Source organism: Dyella sp. (assembly GCF_035277725.1).
Lineage (GTDB): Bacteria > Pseudomonadota > Gammaproteobacteria > Xanthomonadales > Rhodanobacteraceae > Dyella_B.
Window position 1 is genome coordinate 15,135 of the sequence record NZ_DATEJY010000049.1, and the last position, 17,005, is coordinate 32,139.

A 17,005-nucleotide genomic window follows, 5' to 3' on the forward strand; every position below is an offset into this window, starting at 1 on the left:
CGAGACATCATCATGGCCAGCAAAACCAAAATCCCAGGCGTAAGCACCTACGACGGCCCGGCTGGCGGTTGGGGCGCCTTGCGTGCCGTCGCCAAAGCCATCGGCGGTCAGATGGCGATCGGCCGCGAGACCGCCGCGCTGCGCCGCGTGAACAAGCCGGCCGGCTTCGACTGTCCCGGCTGCGCGTGGCCCGATCCCAAGCACACCAGCTCGTTCGAGTTCTGCGAAAACGGCGCCAAGGCAGTTTCGTGGGAAGCAACGGCCAAACGCGTGCGACCGGAGTTCTTCGCCGCCAATACCGTGACCTCGCTGTGGGACCTCAGCGACTACGCGCTGGAAAGCCTGGGCCGCATTACCCACCCCATGGCGTACGACGCCAACACCGATACCTACGTCGCCATCGAATGGAGCAAGGCCATGCAGCGCATCGGCGAAGCGCTGCGCGCGGTGCCCGATCCTCGCATGGCGGAGTTCTACACCTCCGGCCGCGCCTCCAACGAAGCGGCGTTTCTGTATCAGATATTCGTGCGCGAATACGGCGCGAACAACTTCCCCGATTGCTCGAACATGTGTCACGAAGCCACCAGTGTCGGCCTGCCGCAATCCATCGGCGTGGGCAAAGGCACGGTGACGCTGGATGATTTCGATCATTGCGACGCACTGTTCTGCATCGGCCACAACCCCGGCACCAACCATCCGCGCATGCTCGCCACCTTGCGTGAGGTCGCCAGGCGCGGCGTACCGATCATCGCGGTCAATCCCCTGCCTGAGCGCGGGCTGGAACGCTTCACCTCGCCGCAAGATCCGGTGGAGATGGTGGCCGGCATGTCCACGCCGATTGCCTCCACGTATTACCAGATCAGGTCGGGCGGCGACCTGGCCATGCTGAAAGGCGTGATGAAGTGGCTGTTCAATGAAGATCGGAGCGCCACCAGCAAAGGCGTGGGCGGCGTGCTTGATCACGAATTCATCCGTGAGCACACCACCGGCATCGATGTACTAAAGGCCGATATCGATGCCACTTCGTGGGATGCGATTGTTGCCAGGTGCGGCCTGTCGCGCGAGGAAATCGAGGCGATCGCCAAGGTCTACGCCAAGGCCAAGCGCGTCATCGTGTGTTATGGCATGGGCATCACGCAGCACGCGCACGGCACGGAGAACGTGCAGCAAATTGCCAACCTGCTGTTGTTGCGCGGAAACATCGGCCGCGAAGGTGCCGGCATCTGCCCGCTGCGCGGCCATTCCAACGTGCAGGGCAACCGCACGGTCGGCATTACGGAGAAACCCAACGATGCGCTGATCGCCGGCATCCAGCGCGCGTTCGGCTTCACCGCACCGAAAGAACACGGCCACGATGCCGTGCGTGCCATCCAGGCGATTCGGGACGGCCAATCGAAAGTGCTGATCAGCCTGGGCGGCAACCTCGCCGTGGCCATGTCCGATCCGGAAGCCACCTTCGCCGCGCTGCGCAACCTCGACATGGCGGTGCATATCACCACCAAGCTCAACCGCTCGCACCTGCTTATCGGCAAACAGTCCATCATCCTGCCCTGCCTGGGCCGCACGGAATTGGACGTCCAAACCGAAGGCCCGCAGTCCATCACCGTGGAAGATTCCATGTCCATGGTGCACGCCTCGGCCGGCGAGCTGGAACCTGCTTCCGAACACCTGCGCTCGGAGCCGTGGATCGTGGCGCACATCGCCAAGGCCACGCTGCCAAACACGCGCGTCGAGTGGGATGCGCTGGTGGCCAACTACGATCGCATTCGCGAAAAGATCGCCATCGTGTATCCCGATTTCTTCGATTACAACGAACGTATTCGCCAACCCGGCGGCTTTCGGCTCTACATCGCCGCGTCCGAACAGAAGTGGGTCACGCCGGACGGCAAGGCCCATTTTCTTGTGGCGCGCGGCCTGGACGAAGATCCCACGCTGCCTTCCCGACACCTGAAGCTCACCACGATCCGCTCGCACGACCAATACAACACCACCATCTACAGCTTGAACGACCGTTACCGCGGCATCACCGGACGGCGCGACGTGGTGTTCGTCAATGCGGACGACTTGAAAGCCAGCGGATTGCAGCATGGCGACCGCATCGACGTGGAAGTGGTCGGCCCGCACGCCGCAGACAGCAACGGCAATGCCCGCGCCGTACGCGGCTTTGTCGCGGTGGCCTACCCCATCGCAGCCGGCACAGTGGCGATCTACTACCCCGAAGGCAATTGCCTGGTCGGGCTGGACAGCTTCGATCCCGAGTCGGGTACGCCCACGTACAAATCGGTTCCCGTCTCGCTGCGCCGCTCGCGCGTGAAGGCGCTGCCCGCCGATGCGTGATGCAGCAATCCCCGTAGCCAGTGGCGTACCAAGCTCACGCCCACCAAGGGGCGACGAGTGTTCTTGCAAGGTTTGCAGTACGTTCCAACTGAAAGATGGCGCTAACCAGGAACATCAATGTTCCTTCAAAAAAATCGCGGGCAGCCATGATTCAGTGGCGACTTACACCAGCATGGCAGCCAGCGTGGATACGCAAATCGCTACGCAAGCGGCGAAGAAGCTGTTGAGCATCAAGGTTTCGAATTTCATGGCGGTTCTCCATCCGATCAGTGATTGAGGCTTTCGAGCTAAGCAATGCATAGCTGATGCCAACCGCATGGATGCCTGAAAAACCGCATAACGGCGCCGTTTTTCGGCATGGAGACCGTCCCCCATTCTGTCCGCGGACAACCGTCCACCTTGTCCGGACGGTGCACGGACAACATCCCGAAGACAGGAAAACGTAAGGATGTCGGCACGCCGCAAAGTTAACGTATGCTGCCCATCGGCGACGCAGGGGGATAAGCAAAGACCATGGACAAGAAACAAACTGCCATCGAGGTCACCGTGTTATGGATCATCGGCGGCCTATCTGCCCTGATCTTCATTTACTGTTTGCACGGCGCGCAACGTGGCGACATCGACGTGGGTATTATCGCGCGTCATCCCTACATTGAAGGCCACCTTCACGGCGACCCCGCTTGGCTTGTCACCGCATGCGCTTTTGCATTTTCTGCATCCTTGCTGGCGATAGCCATCGTGGCTTCGCTATCAACGGTCTTCTCGCCCCGCAACAAAAAGAAGTCGCTGGGTGGGGTCGCTCTGGTTTCGCTGCTGATCGCCGCCTGCTCCAGCGTGGTGGGAGCAGTGACGGCTTATATGGGCGCCAACCCGATGCCCTGAGGTGAACCTCAAGGCATCTCTGAGACACGCTACTGCCCTGCCGTGGTCAAACCATATTTGGTAGCGCGTGCCTCGATATCCGGACTGAGCGCGCGTGCGGCAACCAGATCGGCCTTGCCCGCATCCACCTGGCCGCTGTGAATTTTTGCCAAGCCAAGACCGTAGCGCGACCAGGCCGAACGCGGGTTTTGTGCAACAGCTTTCTCGTAGGCCTTGATGGATTCGGGATAATGCCCAAGCCGCAATTCCACCAAGCCGAGGCTATCGAGATAGGCGGCGTTTTCACCGTCCCGCTTGATCGCCTTATGGCAATCCTTCAAGGCATCGTCGAGCATCTGGTTGCTAAGGCCACGCGCCCAGCAGCGCTCGTTGAGTACCACCCCGAGCAACGCATCGCTGGCGTGCAGATGAATCCAATCGTCCAGTAGCGGCAACGCGGCGTCGGGTTGATCGAGTTGGATATACAAGGATGCAATCAAGCGCGACTGTGCTGATCCGGCAGGCGCCAAGGCGCTGGCGGCCTTGACGTCGGCGGCGGCTCCCTCGCGGTCCTTGTGACGCAGGCGTCCCTCGGCGCGCAGCAACAGCGCATCGGCGTTTTTCGGATCCAGGCTCAATGACTTGTCCAGATCGGCGAACGCCTCATCCGGCTGCTTGTTGGCGATATGCGCTCTGGCGCGGGCCAGGTAGTAAGCGGCCTGATCGGGCGCCATGCGGATCGCCTCGTCCAGGTCGGCGATGGCAGCTTTCGACTCGCCGCGCGACAAGTCGGCATCGCCACGCAGCGCGTAGTCGCTGGCGGTTTTAAGCGTACTGTCTGCCGCGGTGTTTTTCGCAGCATCGTCGCCGTCGCTGGCATCGGCGAGAGCGAACACGCGGCCACCGTTGTAAGTGAAAAACATTTTCTTTTCGCTGTTGGCGACAAACAAGTGATGGGCAAGAATGAAATCCAGGCCAAGCAGCATGTCGGTGTCACGGTTACCGATGTTTCCATCGATCACCAGCATCTGACTGTGGTGGATGGTTTCGGTGCCTACGGAGAACGAATCAACCGGCACTATCCACGTCTTGACCGTTTCGGCGCCCACACCGTAGGTGCGATGGCCAGTCTTGACGCCAGGCGCGTTGAGATCGATACCTGCATGCTCCGCGGCTCTGCGCGTCAGCAGGGTCGCCGGCGCTCCCGAGTCAAGCAGCGCGCGCACGCGCTTGTCACCTATCATCACATTTACAAAGGTGCGCCGGTCGAGCTGGCTGTCGGCTGGCTCGAGGTCTGCCAGGAAATAATTGTTGTCCTTCGACCAGTACGCCAGCGACGTTTTCTCACAGTGGTCCACTTGGAACAGCGTCAATTTCCCATGCGCCAGATCGAGTTCCACGTCGGCCATGTCGAGCAGGTTGGCGCCAAGCAATCCATAACCCACATCCGTACCGCCAACAATGAAATCGATTCTTTTCAGCGTGGTATCCAGTACGCCGAATTCCTTGACCTTCGCAAACTCGGCGCCCGCGCTACCCCCGATACCGGAAATGCGAAAATCAAACGGCAAGGACTGCAGCTTGAGGCCCAGCGCCGATGCATTGGCCTTCGACATCAAGTTGAAGAAGGCCCCGGTATCGAGCACAAAGCGCGTGTCCTGCCCGTTGATCTTCACCACGGTCGTGGCGCGCTCACCGATCACTTCCACGGGCAACGTGCCATATCGTCCCACGTGGCAGCCTTCGGCCCAGACCTGGCTGGCAAGCAACACACCCACGCCTACGCAGCAAAAACGCAATATTTTGATCATTAGTGCCCCCTTTCACGCCATGCTCGCAGAATGCGGACTTGGCCGTCGAGTGCCTGATTGCACGCGTGTTCCACCATCACCCGGTCTTTCTGCGCCACGCTCAGGCTTGGCGACGTGCCTCAACATAGGCTTTGAATACATCGAGCGTTACCGGCCAATAAAACTGCAAATGCTTATAAATAACCAGCGTGGGAAATCCTGCTGCCTTGAATCGCAAGATCGTCTGGTTACTGGCGACTTGGAGCACGAAGCTCAGCGTTGTATAGCTTGATGGCTGATCGGGCAGGCGGGACAGCGAACTCAGTTGCGTGAAGCTCAACGCCTGGCACGGCTTGAATGACAGCACCACACCCCTGCTCTCGAATGGCAGGTGATGCACGCCGCGAACGACCATGGCGCTTCCCACTTCCCACGTTGTATCCACCTCGACGGAATAATCCTTGCCGCCCAGCCATTCGCTCATGCTGCGAGGGTTGACGAGGTGCTCCCACACCATGGAAACGGGCGCATCCAGGGCGACTTCTTCGATGAAGCATTCAGGGATATCGCTGCCGTCGTGCGATGGGAGGTTCATTGGTCGGAGTCCATGTCGTTGCGTAGGCTGGGATGAAATCCCAGCAGCAGGGGTAACAACAAAGCTGGGATTTCATCCCAGCCTACGAGGGCGCGTTTCGCGCATGACGATAGGAGAACGGATGACATTGCATTCTTTGTTCTAAACGTAGGCTTGGACATCACTCCATGCTTCCTCTCTCAATGAGAACCTATACTCGCATCCGCATGTTTGGTGGAGCCTACTTCTTCACCGTAAATCTTGCCGAACGTCATGGCAACAAACTGCTGATTCATCACATTGACGCATTGCGTGAAGCTTTCCGCATAACAAGGAAAGAGCACCCATTTCTACTCGAAGCGGCGGTGGTATTGCCCGAGCACTTACATTGCATATGGCGTCTTCCCGTGCAGGAGTGCGATTTTTCCACACGGTGGCGCTTGATCAAGGCTCGATTCTCACACCTGCTCCCAGCAGGCGAATGGATTTCGGAGAGCCGCCAACGCAGAGGCGAGCGTGGTATCTGGCAACGCCGCTATTGGGAGCACGCGATTCGCGATGACCATGATCTGCAAAGGCATTTGGATTACATCCATTACAACCCCGTCAAGCATGGCTACGTAGCGCGTGCAGCGGATTGGCCCTATTCATCCTTTCATCGCTAGTTGAGCGAGGTCTTTACCCAGCCGACTGGGCAGTCGCACCTGGGATAACTGAGATCGGTTCTGTCGGCGAATAACTGTAGGCTGGGATGAAATCCCAGCATCAGAAGTCCCAACAAGCTGGGATTGTCATCCCAGCCTACGAAGCCCGCGGCAAACGCTGGTCACGCGAAAATGACATTGCTTAGCAACACCGCTTTTGTAGGCTGGGGTGAAATCCCAGCACCAAAAGTCCCAACAAGCTGGGATTATCATCCCAGCCTACGTTGCTATCCGTGCCATGCAGGGCAGGTAAATGAAATTGTCTAACAGCAGCCAGCCCACGTAGTATCGCCCACCATGAAGCGCACCCAATTGCCCCTGCTGACTCGCCTACGCCGCCATCGCGGCCTGTGGGTGTGGGCTGTGGCGGTGCTGCTCTTCAAGGTGATGACCAGTTCCATCTGCCTGGCAGATCCGCTGACATCGATATCCGCGGCTCAAGCAAACACACCCGCGCAGCTTTCATCGATCAACACCTCCACGCCGGATGATGCCGGTTGCCTCCTTGGCGAAGCAGGTGGGTGCCATTGTGCATGCGCGCACAACATGCCTGTCCCGATCGGCATCGCATGGATGCTGCCGCGACAAGACGTGTCGTTCGTACCCTTTCCTGCCGCCACGGGCGCCATTCCCGATATCACCCGCTCGCTGCTGCGGCCGCCTATCACCGCCTGAAAACAACGCTTTGCCGTGACGCGGCTCGATGCCGCGCCGCGCTTCGTATCTGTTTTCAGGAGATCGTTTTCATGGCTTGGTTACGCCCGGCACCGCGAGTTGCCGTCTGTTTGCTGTATGCATTATCGCTGAGTGCCGTGTTTTCGCCGGCCTTGGCCACGTCGCCTTCCCCCATCGTCAATACCGATATGGCTGCGCCATGGCGCGGTGCCATCCGTAAGCTTTGGATGGCCAATCCGGAGGTGAAGGCCGCGCGTGCCGACCTGGATGCCGCCCGCGCACGCGCACGTGCGGCCGACAAACCGCTGTATAACCCGGCGCTGGCGGTCGATATGGAAAACGCCGATGTCGATCGGCGTACTGCACAGTTGAGCCTCACGCTGGATGTATCCGGTAAGCGCCGTGCACGCGCCACATGGGGGCAAGCGGAACTACGCATGGCGCAGGCCGCTTACGACCTGCAGCGTCAATCGGTCGCGCAGCGTTGGTTGAAAGCGTCGTCTGCGCTATCACTGGCGACACGGCAACGCGAGCTGGGGCAACAGCGCGTTACGCTGATGCAGCGCTTCGATGATCTTGCTGCCGAGCGGCTGAAAGTCGGCGATATCAGCAGCCCCGAACGCGACCTCGCAGGGCTGGCATTGGGCGAGGCCCAGATCCAGCAAGCCACGCTCGCCGGCAACGAGGCGGCCACCCGTGCTGCGTTGCTCGCGCTTGCCGACGGCACGCAGGCCATTGCGTCACCGCCCCGGCCACGCGGGCTACCGCCGAACGAGGCCGATATAACGCCGCGCGCGGCCACCGATCTTCCGCAGATCGTACAGGCGCAAGCGCGCCAGGCGAGCAGTGATGCAGCCATTCAAGTGGCGCAGCGCAATCGAATTCCCGATCCCACCGTCAGCGTGACCGGCGGGCGTGTTCGCGCTGGCCCCGTCACCGATCACGTCATTGGCGTCAGCGTCAGCGTGCCTTTGCCGGTGCTCAACAGCGGGCGTGCCGAGGTGGATGCGGCGCGCGCGGATGCCGATGCCGCCACGGCCCGCCTGCAAGCCGAACGCCTGCGTGCGCGAGCCACGCTGGAAGAAGCACAGGCGCGCTACGCAGCGTTGCGCCGTGCGGCCGATTCATTTCAACGCAGCCGGGCTGCCGCATTCCACGAGCGTACCGCGTTGCTGGAGAAACTCTGGCGCGCCGGCGAGATCAGCACCTCCGACTATCTGGTGCAGCTCAAGCAAAGCCTGGACACCGCGCTGTCCGCTTTCGAACTGGAAAACCAGACCTGGCAGGCCTGGTTCGACTACCTCACCGCCGCCGGCCGTCTGAATGATTGGATCGATGGCCGCACCCGGGATATCACGCCATGAAAAAAATCATGCTCGCGCTGAGTGCCACCGCGTTTCTTATCGGCGGCATCAGCATCCTCGCCCACGCGCAATCCGCCACCCATCCACTGAAGCTGGATGCCGACGCCATCAAGGACGCCGGCATCGTCACAGAAAAAGCGGAGCTTCGTTCTTTTGCGGATGAACTCAAAGCGCCAGGCGCAGTAAAAATCGATGCGTATGCCACGGTGCTGGTGTCGCCTCGCATCGAATCGCAAGTCGTCGCACGCAAGGCCAAGCTCGGCGATCTCGTCAAAGCCGGCTCTCCGCTTGTCACCCTTTCCAGCGTCGACGTCGCCGAAGCCGAAGGCGCGTTGATCGTGGCCGAGCAGGATTGGCAGCGCATGGCCGCGCTCGGGCCACAAGCGGTATCGGCGCGCCGCTACAACGAAACCAAAGTGATGCGCGATCAGGCCCGCGCCAAGCTGTATACCTATGGTTTGTCGGAAGGACACATCCAAACCATGCTTCGTGATGGATCGGCCAAGGCGGACGGCGGCTATGCGCTGTTGTCACCGATAGCCGGCCGCGTCACGTCGGATGATTTCCTGGTAGGTGAACGTGTTCAACCGGGGCGCACGCTTTTCACGCTCGTCAACGAAGACAGCGTATGGGTGGAGGCGCAATTGCCGCCCGCGGACGTGGAAAAAACTTCGCCAGGCGATGCGGTACGCATCCTCGCGCACGACCGCGTTTTTCCGGGCACCGTGCTGCAGCGCTCGCACCAGACCAGCACACGCACGCGCACCGCGTACGTGCGCATCAAGGTCGACAACGGCAAGGATGCCTTGCATCCGGGCGAACTGGTCGATGCACGCATCGCCATTGCTGGCAGCAAGCAGGTGTTGGCCGTTCCCAGCGAAGCTGTCGTACTGCTGCAGAACCAACCCACGGTGTTTATCGATAAAGGGCAAGGACAGTTTGAACCCGCACCGGTCGTGACCGGCGAAACGCGTCAAGGGCAGATCGAAATCAAGGATGGCTTGAAAGCCGGCACGCCGTACGTGCGCGATGGTGCGTTTGCGCTCAAGGCGCGATTGTTGCGTTCGCAGTTGGGAGAAGAATGATGCTTGGACGTCTGGTTGAACTCTCCCTGCGTTACAAAGTGCTGGTGCTGATCATCTTCGCCGCGATCGGCTTTGCTGGTTTCCAGTCGGTGCGCCAACTGCCCATCGACGCGTTTCCCGATGTCACGCCGGTACAGGTCAACGTCTATACCGAAGCGCCGGGGCTGGCTGCCGAGGATGTGGAGCAGTTGCTGACCACGCCGGTAGAATCGGCCGTGGCAGGCTTGCCCAAGGTGCAGGAGATCCGCTCGGTCAGCTTGTTCGGTTTGTCGTACGTGTCGATCTACTTCGATGACGACATGGAAATCTACTTCGCACGCCAGCTGGTCAACGAACGGCTGCAGCAAGTGGGCGACCGTCTTCCGCAAGGCTATGGCAAACCCGAGATGGGACCGAACACATCCGGCCTTGGCCAGGTGTTCTGGTACACGGTGGAACGCGCCGATGACACGCGAGAGGCGGCAGATGGCAAGGCACCCGGCGATATGGACCTTCGCACGCTGCAGGATTGGACCGTTCGCCTGATTCTTCGTACGGCGCCGGGCGTGGATGACGTAACATCCTGGGGCGGCCAGGAAAAGCAGTATCAGATACGCATCGATCCGCTGAAGCTGATCGCCCATCAGCTTGGTTTCAAGGATGTGATCGAAGCGCTGCAGGCAAACAATGCGCAAGTCGGTGGCAGTTTCGTCGATATCGGGCGCGAGCAATACCTGGTGCGCGGACTGGGCCTGGTCAAGAACAGCGCGGACATCGGCAACATCGTGCTGAAAAGCGAAGATGGCACGCCCATCTACGTTCGCGACATTGCCACCGTCACCGAGGCCGGCGCACCGCGTACCGGCGCCGTCACCCGCGACGGCAAGGAAGTGGTGATGGGCCAGGCGTTGGCGCGCATCGGCGAAAACGCCAAAAGCGTGGTCGATGCGGTGAAGGCGAAGCTGGCGACGATCAAGCAGGCGTTGCCGGAGGGCGTGGTGATCAAGCCGGTGTATGAGCGCACCGAACTGGTCAATGCCGCCGTCGGCACGGCCGCGCGCGCGTTGATCGAAGGCTCCATCCTGGTCGCGGTGATCCTGTTTCTGTTCCTGGGCGAATGGCGCAGTGCGCTGGTGGTGGTGATCACCTTGCCGTTGGCCATGCTGATCGCCTTCATCTGCATGGAACAAGCCGGTTTGTCCGCCAACCTGATGTCGCTGGCCGGATTGGCGATCGGCATCGGCATGATGGTGGATGGTGCCGTGGTAATGGTGGAAAACGCGTTCCGCATCATGTCCGAACGCAAAGCACATGGCTTGCCGGTGGACCGCACATCCTCCGTATTGGCAGCCGCACGCGAAGTGGCCAGCCCAATCGCCTTTGCGATCCTGATCATCATCGTGGTGTTCCTGCCGCTGTTCAGCCTGCAAGGTTTGGAAGGCAAGATGTTCAAGCCGATGGCTTTCAACATCAGCTTTGCCATGGCCGGATCGCTGCTGCTGGCATTGACCTTGATTCCCGTGCTTGCCGCACTGGTGCTGAAACCGAAAGAGGAGAAAGACACGCGCCTGGTGGCATGTCTCAAACGCCATTACGCCAGCTTACTTGCATGGTCATTGGCACGGCGCAAGACGGTGCTCGTCATCGCTGCCGCTGCGCTGGTCGGCAGCCTTGCGCTGTTTCCGTTCCTGGGCAAGGAGTTCATGCCCAACCTCAAGGAAGGGGCGATCATGTGGCGCATCACGTCCATTCCCTCGGCATCGCTGGAGGAATCCATTGCCATTTCCAAGCGCGTGGAAGCGCTGATCAAGCGGGATTTCCCCGAAGTGGAAACCACGCTCGCCATGATCGGCCGCGCCGAGAAAGGCGAAACCGCGGACGCCAACTACATGGAGGTCCACACGCCGCTGAAGCCACGCAACTCATGGCGCCGCGGACAAACGCTGGAAAGCATCGAAGCGTCGATGCAACAAGCATTGTCCAACGCGCTTCCCACGGCGGTGGTGAGTTATACCCAGCCCATTCAAATGCGAGTCGAGGAATTGATCTCCGGCGTGCGCGCCACGCTTGCGCTCAAGCTCTACGGCAACGATCTGGGCGAACTTGACCGGCTGAGCAGCCGCATCAAGGATGTACTCGGCCAGGTACCTGGTGTGACCGACCTTTCGCTAGAAGCCAACATCGGCAAGCCGCAGATCCACATCCAGGTCGATCGCGATGCACTCGCCCGTTATGGCCTCAACGCCGATAACGTGCTTACCGTGGTCAAGAACGGTATCGGCGGAGAGCCCGTGTCGACCTTGCTGGAAGGCGTGAAACGCTTCGACATGGCTGTGCGCCTGGATGAGGCGGACAAGGATTCGTTGCAGGCGATTCGGCGCATTCCGATGCGCGCGCCGAATGGCGCACTGGTCCAGCTATCGCAGGTGGCCGAAGTGACGCAAGCGGAAGGCTACTCCTTTATCCGCCGCGAGCAGCTGCAACGCTATGCCGTCATCCAGATGGATGTGCGTGGCCGCGACATCGACGGTTTCGTGCGTGATGCCAACACCGCCATTGAGCAGAAGATAAAGCTGCCAACGGGCTACTACACCGAATGGGGCGGCGCGTTCGAAAACCAGCAGCGTGCGTTGAAGCGGCTTTCGCTGATCGTGCCCGCCACGATCTTCTTCATTTTCATGTTGCTCTACACCGCCTTCCATTCGATCAAATACGCCGGCTTGATCCTGGCCAACGTGCCGTTCGCCACCATCGGCGGCATCGTGGCGCTCGCCATCACGGGGCAATATCTCTCCGTTCCGTCAGCCATCGGTTTTATTGCAGTCTTCGGTGTCGCCATGCTCAACGGCATCGTGCTGGTGAGCTTCTTGAACGAGCAGCGCGAAAAAGGATTATCGGTTCGCGAGGCGGTTATCCGTGGTACGGCATTGCGTTTGCGCCCCGTGCTGATGACGGCAAGCGTGGCCGTGCTCGGCCTGGTGCCGATGTTGCTGTCCAGCGGTGTAGGAGCTGAAACCCAACGCCCCCTTGCAACCGTGGTGGTGGGTGGCCTGATGACCTCGACCTTGCTCACGCTGGTGTTGCTGCCGGTGCTGTATGACTGGATGGAGCAGCGCAAAGAACCCACACAAAAACGTAGGCTGGGATGAAATCCCAGCATCAGGAACCACCAAAAGCTGGGATGGTCATCCCAGCCTACGTCCTCGACGACCCTATGCTCTAATCGCCTGCAGCCCCATCATCAACGAAAGGGATATCCATGCCTTGGCTCATTACCAAGTACCTGATCACCGCCGCCGTGGTCGTTGTCGTATCGGAAGTCGCCAAGCGCAGCGATCGGCTTGGTGCGCTGATTGCATCGCTACCCTTGGTAACGCTGCTGGCATTGACGTGGCTCTATATCGACAAGCAGCCCGCCGAGAAAATCACCAACCATGCATGGTATACGTTCTGGTACGTGGTGCCCACGTTGCCGATGTTCCTGGCTTTTCCGCGCTTGTTCATTCGCTTTGGCTTCTGGCCGGCGCTTGGGATCAGCGCGCTGATCACCATTGTGTCGTTCGCATTGTTTGCAATGGCGGTGCGTCCCTTCGGCATCAAACTGCTCTAATCCGTAGGCTGGAATGAAATCCCGGCAAAGAATCACAAGAACGCTGGGATTTCATCCCAGCCTACGACGGTACATGGGCGAATCTCTTAGACATGGAAATGAAATCCCTGCAAAGCTGGGATTTCATTCCTGTCACCCATAACCATTAGGGCTTGCTGAAACCCATATGCAAGGTGATCTTGTCTCCTTCTTTCAAATCCGCCACGGACGACGGCGGAAAATGCACCTTCAGGTTCATGCCAGAAGCCTCGACTTCAACGATACCGGTCTTGGTATCAACCGATGACACCGTGGCGGGCATGGCGTGCATGCCCATCATGTGATGCATACCCTTCATGCCGGACATGTGGTCGTGCATGCCGCCCATCGACCCCATGCTGGATGAAGCGCTGCTCGGCGTGCTGTCTTGGGCGAGCACGGCGCTGCTCAAGGCAAGCGCAGCCAGCGTCGGCAGCAGGATTTTGGCAAGCGTGTTTTTCATGACTCTCTCCCCAGAGCGTGGTGGATGAAAACAGCCAGGGAAGTATGCACCCGTGCGCGTCCATAGGCGATGGTCTTTGTTGCATGCATTCCCATGCACACATTCCCTTGACGCTTACTCAACGGAAAACCTACACCCGTGACCTCTTACGCCGATGCTTGCAGGCGAGCACCTCGTTGCACCCAAAGCTCGCGGACAGGTTCACGAAGCCGCAAACAGGGCCGCTCCACCACGTAATGAAGCGCCGCGCCGACGATGAGTATGGCCGTTATATAGATCAGCACAGTCCACACACCGCGGCCCTCGACCCATGGCGCGAACCGCCCATGCAATTGCCCGTAAACCATCTTGTGCGTCAGATAGAGGCTGTAGGAAGCGGCCGCAAACCACGTCGCACCAGGGATGCGAAGACGCGCCAATACACTATGCCGACTCGCCGCACCTGCCACCAAGGCCGTCATCGCTACAGCAACAACCGGGTAACCGAATACGTTGGCGGCCAGGCCAAACCGTTGCTGGCCGTTGAAACCCCACATGCACAGGCCGGTAAGCAGTACGCCCGCCGCCAACAGCGCATTGGCGTGGCGCTCGCTCCACGCCCAGACCCGCGTGTGATAGCTGCGCGCCGCTGCCAGGGCGACGCCCCCGAGCAGATCATCCAGGCGCGCATACGTGGGGTAGTAGAGCAAGCGCAGGTATGCATCGCCCGCTTCATCGCCATGGGCCTGAAGGGGTTGCACAAAATGCGTCCATAGCCAGGCGCGAAGCACCATGCCAACAAGGGCCAACATGGCAATAACCGTTGCCCCACGCACAAGCCGGCCCGTGCGTACAAGCAAGAGTGCCAGCAGCGGAAACAACAGATAGAACTGCTCTTCCACGCACAATGACCATGCGTGTGAAAAAGCCGCACGGTTCGGATCAATGAACAGATTGAGCGTGTAGGTAAGAAACTGCCATAACGGCATCATGCCGGCGGCTTCGCGCATCGAAGGCCACGCAATATAGATACCCAGCATCACAAAATAAGCCGGCAAGGTGCGAAAACCCCGCCGCAAATAGAAATCCACAAAATCCACGCTGCCGCGAGAAACCAGCGCATTGAAAACCTGCGAGCCGATCAGAAAACCCGATAGCGCAAAGAACAGATCCACGCCCATCCAGCCACTCCAGCGCAGCACGCCGCCGCCCATATAGCCGGCGATGTAGCTGTGAAACGGCATCACCCACAGGATGGCGATCGCGCGCAGCAAGTCGAGGCCTGGTTTTCGTTCCATGATGTCCCCTGTTCGCAAACGTGGCGCCCCCTTAACGAGCGCATCAGTTTGCCGACGATTTGTGGCAATGCTCTGGCGCGAATACAGCCGTCGCGTGGCAGGCCTTATTTAATGCTCGATGCGGTGGCCACGTAGGCTGGGATGAAATCCCAGCATCGAACGGTGAAAAGAAGCTGGGATTTCATCCCAGTCTACGCCGGCCATCGCAGCCGGTGAATATCCTGTCGCCATTTATCTTAAAAATCATTGCATTACACCCATACCCTGCAGCATTTCAAATTACGCGCATACTGGATGGGCTTCTCCGCCCGAAGTGATCAGGGGCCTCATCAACCGTGCCGGGCAATAGCCCTAAGCGAGGTTCTCATGAACACCATCACACCCTGGGTAGCGTTGTCGTTTGCGTTGTTAGGTACCGCCAGCGTGCAGGCGGCGGATACCAGTGGTTCGACCATCGTGCGGGACTACACCGATGTCGTGGCCCCTGCCGATCAGCAGGCTTATGAAACCGGCGTCAAAAACTTCAACCAATGCCTGCATCAACACGGATTCAAATACACATGGAAGGCATGGATACACGAAACGGGAAATACTTACTCGTATTCGTATGTCACTGACCCGCTTTCATGGGAAGCCTTTGACGCGATGAGCGCGGCAGGTAAGGCGTGTGATGAAGCGCTCAGGACGGCCGTCAATCCGCATTTGAAAAGCGAGACCAGCGCATTTTTCGAAATAATGCCGTCACTGAGCCATATGCCCAAGGGCACGCCGCCGACTTCGTCCTTTATTGAAGTGCGATATTTCAAATTGAAGCCAGGTCACGAAGCCTTTGAGACCTTTATGGCTGCCGCGAAAAAAATCGCCGCGGCGGCGGAAAAATCGAATTGGGCCGTGCATTACATGATGGGTGCGGTTCGGGAAGGCGCCGACGACGCACCCGACTTTATCCTGGTTATCCCTGCCAATAGCTGGGCGGAAGTCGGCAAAGAACCCGACCCGGATGTGTGGAAGATGGTCGAGAACGTCTACGGCAAGGAAAGCGGGCAAGCAATTCGCAAGTCCGTCAATGACGTTATCCAAAACGAATCGGAACACGTGGATAGCTACAGTGCCGAGTTGACGTACATGGCGGCTGGCCATTAACGGAAGCACGTTGACGTTTCCGGCGGTGCATCGTCGTCCCGGCGAAGGCCGGGATCCAGCGACTTTTTAGATCCTCAAAGTCACTGGGCCCCGGCTTTCGCCGGGGCGACGAGGCTTAAGTTAGTGCCATTGCCCTTAAGCTCAGAGCTTGCCTCTAGCGCGCCTGCGCGATGAGGGAACGCATCTTCGTGAGTTTCCCGCTACACGCTCGAGTTAGCGCCACTGACCTCAGGCCGCCGACACCTCAAGCCGCTCCAGATCAGCAATAAGCCCGGGCCCAGTCGGCTCCCATCCCAGCTTCCTGCGCGTCTGCGCACTCGAAGCAGGAACATCATGTCCCGCAAACCTCGCCAGCCAACCGAAATAACTCGGCACTTCCTCCGGCGCGATCGACTTCACCGGCAAGTTCAGCCGCTTGCCAACGGCTTCGGCAATGCTACGCAATGACACGCCCTCTTCCGCCACCGCGTGATACTTCGCATTCGGCTCCGCCTTCTCGACCGCCAACTTGTAAAGCCTCGCCACGTCATCGACATGCGCTGATGGCCAGCGATTAAGGCCATCCTCCACATACGCGCATATACCCTTCTCGCGATACATCGCAATCAGCGGCGTGATAAGCCCCTGCCTGACCGGATCATGCACTTGCGGAAGCCGCACTACCGATACGTTGACGCCCTGAGCGGCAACCAACGCAGCCTCCTCCTCCGATGCTGCACGCGGATGCACGCCGGCACCCACTATCGCGTTGTCTTCCTTGGCCGCTTCGCCTGGCACCGTATTGGCAAGCCCGGTACCGGACGTCACGATCAGCGGACGGTTGGAACCCGCCAGCACAGCGCCTAGCGCGCGGATCACCGGACGATCGTCCTCGCAGTTCTGTACAAAGCGCGAGAAATCATGATTGAAGGCCAGATGGATCACACCATCCGAACGCGCCGCCCCGTCCTTCAGGCTATCCGGATCCGCAATGGACCCGCGATAAACCTCCGCACCGGCAGCCGCAAGCGCAGATGCCTTATCTTCCGAGCGGCACAGGCCGATCACCTGATGTCCCGCTGCCATCAATTCCTTGACCACCCTAGAACCAATAAAGCCGGTGGCGCCCGTCACAAACACACGCAT

Annotated in this window: 15 protein-coding genes; 10 read left to right on the forward strand and 5 right to left on the reverse strand. The window is 59.6% G+C overall.

Annotated elements, in window-relative coordinates:
• The first annotated feature begins 12 nt into the window (after positions 1–12).
• The 3 genes from VJR68_RS04255 (at position 13) to VJR68_RS04265 (ending at position 3,219) form a co-directional block, all read left to right on the forward strand.
• Positions 13–2,337 (forward strand): FdhF/YdeP family oxidoreductase, encoded by a 2,325-nt coding sequence (locus VJR68_RS04255; protein WP_324146311.1) that lies wholly within the window; start codon positions 13–15, stop codon positions 2,335–2,337.
• Positions 2,330–2,614, forward strand: coding sequence for a hypothetical protein (locus VJR68_RS04260; RefSeq protein WP_324146312.1), 285 nt, complete (start codon positions 2,330–2,332; stop codon positions 2,612–2,614). The genes VJR68_RS04255 and VJR68_RS04260 overlap by 8 nt, the downstream gene beginning before the upstream one ends.
• Positions 2,615–2,850: 236 nt before the next feature.
• Positions 2,851–3,219, forward strand: coding sequence for a hypothetical protein (locus VJR68_RS04265; protein WP_324146313.1), 369 nt, complete (start codon positions 2,851–2,853; stop codon positions 3,217–3,219).
• 29 nt (positions 3,220–3,248) lie between these two features.
• Here VJR68_RS04265 and VJR68_RS04270 read toward each other — a convergent pair whose 3' ends face one another.
• Both VJR68_RS04270 and VJR68_RS04275 read right to left on the reverse strand, forming a co-directional pair.
• The gene (locus VJR68_RS04270) at positions 3,249–5,009 is read right to left on the reverse strand and encodes an aspartyl protease family protein (RefSeq protein ID WP_324146314.1); all 1,761 of its coding nucleotides are present in this window, start codon (positions 5,007–5,009) and stop codon (positions 3,249–3,251) included.
• 100 nt (positions 5,010–5,109) lie between these two features.
• Positions 5,110–5,583 (reverse strand): SRPBCC domain-containing protein, encoded by a 474-nt coding sequence (locus tag VJR68_RS04275; RefSeq protein WP_324146315.1) that lies wholly within the window; start codon positions 5,581–5,583, stop codon positions 5,110–5,112.
• A 167-nt stretch (positions 5,584–5,750) separates the two neighbouring features.
• On the opposite strand from VJR68_RS04275, the gene VJR68_RS04280 reads away from it, so the two are divergent.
• From VJR68_RS04280 to VJR68_RS04305, 6 genes are all read left to right on the forward strand, one after another.
• Positions 5,751–6,227, forward strand: a complete 477-nt coding sequence (locus VJR68_RS04280) for an REP-associated tyrosine transposase (protein ID WP_324146316.1) — start codon at positions 5,751–5,753, stop codon at positions 6,225–6,227.
• Between the two features lie 336 nt (positions 6,228–6,563).
• Positions 6,564–6,941 carry a hypothetical protein gene (locus tag VJR68_RS04285; RefSeq protein ID WP_324146317.1) on the forward strand — a complete coding sequence of 126 codons (378 nt, stop codon included), beginning with the start codon at positions 6,564–6,566 and terminating at the stop codon, positions 6,939–6,941.
• 71 nt (positions 6,942–7,012) lie between these two features.
• A complete protein-coding gene (locus VJR68_RS04290) occupies positions 7,013–8,305 on the forward strand; it encodes a TolC family protein (protein WP_324146318.1) in 1,293 nt (430 codons plus the stop codon).
• A complete protein-coding gene (locus VJR68_RS04295; protein ID WP_324146319.1) occupies positions 8,302–9,390 on the forward strand; it encodes an efflux RND transporter periplasmic adaptor subunit in 1,089 nt (362 codons plus the stop codon). Before VJR68_RS04290 ends, VJR68_RS04295 begins: the two co-directional genes overlap by 4 nt.
• Positions 9,390–12,518: a CusA/CzcA family heavy metal efflux RND transporter gene (locus VJR68_RS04300; protein ID WP_324146320.1), complete on the forward strand. Its 3,129-nt coding sequence runs from the start codon at positions 9,390–9,392 to the stop codon at positions 12,516–12,518. The genes VJR68_RS04295 and VJR68_RS04300 overlap by 1 nt, the downstream gene beginning before the upstream one ends.
• A 110-nt stretch (positions 12,519–12,628) precedes the next feature.
• Positions 12,629–12,979 carry a DUF3147 family protein gene (locus tag VJR68_RS04305; protein ID WP_324146321.1) on the forward strand — a complete coding sequence of 117 codons (351 nt, stop codon included), beginning with the start codon at positions 12,629–12,631 and terminating at the stop codon, positions 12,977–12,979.
• Positions 12,980–13,124: 145 nt separating this feature from the next.
• On the opposite strand, the gene VJR68_RS04310 is transcribed toward VJR68_RS04305, so the two are convergent.
• Together VJR68_RS04310 and VJR68_RS04315 are read right to left on the reverse strand one after the other, a co-directional pair.
• Complete coding sequence (locus VJR68_RS04310) at positions 13,125–13,460, reverse strand: hypothetical protein (protein ID WP_324146322.1); 336 nt, start codon at positions 13,458–13,460, stop codon at positions 13,125–13,127.
• 146 nt (positions 13,461–13,606) lie between these two features.
• Entirely contained in the window at positions 13,607–14,737 is a 1,131-nt protein-coding gene (locus VJR68_RS04315; RefSeq protein WP_324146323.1) for an acyltransferase, read from the reverse strand.
• Positions 14,738–15,103: 366 nt separating this feature from the next.
• Here VJR68_RS04315 and VJR68_RS04320 point away from each other — a divergent pair, with 366 nt between their 5' ends.
• The gene (locus VJR68_RS04320) at positions 15,104–15,880 is read left to right on the forward strand and encodes a hypothetical protein (RefSeq protein ID WP_324146324.1); all 777 of its coding nucleotides are present in this window, start codon (positions 15,104–15,106) and stop codon (positions 15,878–15,880) included.
• 228 nt (positions 15,881–16,108) lie between these two features.
• Here VJR68_RS04320 and VJR68_RS04325 read toward each other — a convergent pair.
• Positions 16,109–17,005: SDR family oxidoreductase (locus tag VJR68_RS04325; RefSeq protein ID WP_324146325.1), on the reverse strand; the 897-nt coding region annotated here is incomplete at its 5' end.

Coding starts and splice junctions, on each gene's coding strand:
- VJR68_RS04305 (WP_324146321.1), top strand. CDS start 12,629: ATGCCTTGGCTCATTACCAAGTACCTGATCACCGCCGCCGTGGTCGTT.
- VJR68_RS04265 (WP_324146313.1), top strand. CDS start 2,851: ATGGACAAGAAACAAACTGCCATCGAGGTCACCGTGTTATGGATCATC.
- VJR68_RS04320 (WP_324146324.1), top strand. CDS start 15,104: ATGAACACCATCACACCCTGGGTAGCGTTGTCGTTTGCGTTGTTAGGT.
- VJR68_RS04315 (WP_324146323.1), bottom strand. CDS start 14,737: ATGGAACGAAAACCAGGCCTCGACTTGCTGCGCGCGATCGCCATCCTG.
- VJR68_RS04290 (WP_324146318.1), top strand. CDS start 7,013: ATGGCTTGGTTACGCCCGGCACCGCGAGTTGCCGTCTGTTTGCTGTAT.
- VJR68_RS04255 (WP_324146311.1), top strand. CDS start 13: ATGGCCAGCAAAACCAAAATCCCAGGCGTAAGCACCTACGACGGCCCG.
- VJR68_RS04310 (WP_324146322.1), bottom strand. CDS start 13,460: ATGAAAAACACGCTTGCCAAAATCCTGCTGCCGACGCTGGCTGCGCTT.
- VJR68_RS04275 (WP_324146315.1), bottom strand. CDS start 5,583: ATGAACCTCCCATCGCACGACGGCAGCGATATCCCTGAATGCTTCATC.
- VJR68_RS04295 (WP_324146319.1), top strand. CDS start 8,302: ATGAAAAAAATCATGCTCGCGCTGAGTGCCACCGCGTTTCTTATCGGC.
- VJR68_RS04280 (WP_324146316.1), top strand. CDS start 5,751: ATGCTTCCTCTCTCAATGAGAACCTATACTCGCATCCGCATGTTTGGT.
- VJR68_RS04260 (WP_324146312.1), top strand. CDS start 2,330: ATGCGTGATGCAGCAATCCCCGTAGCCAGTGGCGTACCAAGCTCACGC.
- VJR68_RS04300 (WP_324146320.1), top strand. CDS start 9,390: ATGCTTGGACGTCTGGTTGAACTCTCCCTGCGTTACAAAGTGCTGGTG.
- VJR68_RS04270 (WP_324146314.1), bottom strand. CDS start 5,009: ATGATCAAAATATTGCGTTTTTGCTGCGTAGGCGTGGGTGTGTTGCTT.
- VJR68_RS04285 (WP_324146317.1), top strand. CDS start 6,564: ATGAAGCGCACCCAATTGCCCCTGCTGACTCGCCTACGCCGCCATCGC.